The sequence below is a fragment of the Kitasatospora putterlickiae genome, from assembly GCF_039527695.1.
Taxonomy (GTDB): domain Bacteria; phylum Actinomycetota; class Actinomycetes; order Streptomycetales; family Streptomycetaceae; genus Kitasatospora; species Kitasatospora putterlickiae.
In genome coordinates this window covers 718-2,759 of record NZ_BAAAKJ010000486.1, presented here as the reverse complement: position 1 = coordinate 2,759, position 2,042 = coordinate 718, and the positions used below count along the sequence as shown (strand labels likewise).

The following is a 2,042-nucleotide window of genomic DNA, read 5'->3' as shown; positions in this document are numbered from 1 at the left end:
CGCTGAGCGCCGCGTGCGACGACCCCTGCCTGGTCGGGGAGACGCTCCTCGACCGCGCGATCGTGCTCCTGGCGGCCGGCCAGGCCGAGCGGGCGACGGCTGAAGGGACCGAGGCGTTGCGGATGTTCGAGGCCAAGGGCGCCACGCTGCCCGCCGGACGGGTCCGGACCTGGCTCGCCGCCGGGACGGCCGGGACGGATCGGGCGGAAGGGCGTGACGGCCGATGACCGACCTCCACCTCCCGCCCTGGCGCCGCCCCCCGCGCGACCACTTCCCGGGCGTGCCCGCCTGGAGCCTGCCCGCCTCGACCGTCCCCCAGGAGCCCTTCGACATCAGCCCGCTCGGCGGCCACCTCACCCAGGAGTGGGCCTGGGGCGGCGCGGACGGTTCCGGCGTACGCGTCTGCGTCCTCGACAGCGGCATCGACGCCGACCATCCGATGGTCGGCGGACTCGACCGCGCGATGGACGTGGTCCGGGCCGAGGACGGCACCCTCGCCGTCGTCCCGACCGAGCCCGGCGACACCGCCGGCCACGGCACCGCCTGCGCCAGCGTCATCCGCTCCATCGCCCCCGCCGCCGCGCTCACCTCGGTGCGGGTGCTGTCCGGCGGCCGGCACGGCAGCGGCGCCGCCCTGCTCGCCGGGCTCACCTGGGCGATCGAGGAGGGCTACGACGTCATCAACCTCAGCCTGTCGACCACCAAGACCGAGTTCTGCGACGCCCTGCGCGACCTCGCCGACTCCGCCTACTTCCGCCGCTGCGTCATCGTCGCCTCCGCGCACAACATGCCGGTGCGCAGCTACCCGTGGCCGTTCGCCTCGGTCATCTCGGTGGCCAGCCACGACAGTCCCAACCCGATGACCTACTACTACAACCCGTCACCGCCGGTCGAGTTCTACGCCAGGGGCGTGCGGGTACCGGTGGCCGGCCCCGGCGGCCGGCACCTGCTCAGCACCGGGAACAGCTTCGCGACCCCGCACATCGCGGGCATCTGCGCGCTCATTCTCAGCAAGCACCGCTCGCTCACCCCCTTCCAGCTCAAGTCCGTCCTCTACCTGGCCGCTGAGAACGTAGCCGTACCCGATGGAGGTGCGCGTGTCGACTGACCCGTTGGAGAGTGCCGAGATCCGCCGGCGCAGACTGCTCCAGTCGATCGTGGAGGTCGCGCGCAGCGTGTTCGGCGCCGCCGCGGCGTCCGTGCTGCTGGTCGACGAGGCCGACGGCGACCTCGTGTTCGAGGCGGTCGCGGGGGAGGGCGAGCACCATCTGCTCGGCACCCGCTTCCCGGCCGGCACCGGCATCGCCGGCTGGGCGCTGATGACGGGCCAGCCGGTGGTGGTGGACGACGTGGCGCAGAGCCCGCAGTTCGCCCGCTCGGCCGCCGAGTCCACCGGCTACGTGCCGCGCGGCATCATGGCCGCGCCGCTGATCTGCGACGGCGACTGCATCGGCGTGCTGTCGGTGCTGGACCGCGACAGCCGGCCGCGCTGCGACCTCGGCGACCTGGCCTCGCTCGGGCTGCTGGCCACCGAGATGGCGACGGTGCTGGAACTCCTCCTGGTGCTCCGCGCGGCCGACCTGGCGCCCGTTCCCGCGAAGCCCGCGGCCTTCGACCTGGCGGTGCTCCAGCGCGTCGCCGACCGGCTGCCGGGCGCCCCCGAGCAGGTGGCGGCCACCGTCACCAAGCTGCTGGCGATGGCCGACGACCTGCTCGCCACCACCGCGGACGCCGATGCCTGAGGCTTCGCCCTTCCTCGCCCAACTCGACGACCCGGCCAGGCGGTTCGACGCGCGGCCGGGCCCGGAACCGTGCGTCCTGCTGCTCAGCCGCGCCTGCGACACCGACCCGGACCCGGTGCTGCGCCTGCTCGCCGGCGCGGGTGTCCGCACCGTCCGCCTGAACGCCGAGGAGCTCGCCGCCACCTCCCTCACGATCGCCGCCGACGGCCGCTCGGTACGCCTGAACGGGCGTCCGCTGGCGCCCACCGTCACCTGGATCCGCCACTTCGCGCCCTCCGCCGCCGTCGGCGCCGGCCCCCC

General features: G+C 74.5%; 3 protein-coding genes and 1 pseudogene. All 4 read left to right on the top strand.

Annotated elements, in window-relative coordinates; all coding sequences use genetic code 11:
• A partial coding sequence (locus tag ABD308_RS37600) for a hypothetical protein (RefSeq protein WP_344345224.1) occupies positions 1-227 on the top strand: 227 nt, incomplete at its 5' end.
• The gene (locus ABD308_RS37595; protein ID WP_344345221.1) at positions 224-1,108 is read left to right on the top strand and encodes a S8 family serine peptidase; all 885 of its coding nucleotides are present in this window, start codon (positions 224-226) and stop codon (positions 1,106-1,108) included. The genes ABD308_RS37600 and ABD308_RS37595, both read left to right, overlap by 4 nt.
• Complete coding sequence (locus tag ABD308_RS37590; protein WP_344345218.1) at positions 1,098-1,742, top strand: GAF domain-containing protein; 645 nt, start codon at positions 1,098-1,100, stop codon at positions 1,740-1,742. Before ABD308_RS37595 ends, ABD308_RS37590 begins: the two co-directional genes overlap by 11 nt.
• Positions 1,735-2,042 (top strand): annotated as a pseudogene (locus ABD308_RS37585) (hypothetical protein); the annotation flags it as partial. The gene ABD308_RS37590 and the pseudogene ABD308_RS37585, both read left to right, overlap by 8 nt.

Excerpts from the sequence above, each read along its gene's own strand:
- ABD308_RS37595 (WP_344345221.1), top strand. The coding sequence starts at position 224 with ATGACCGACCTCCACCTCCCGCCCTGGCGCCGCCCCCCGCGCGACCAC.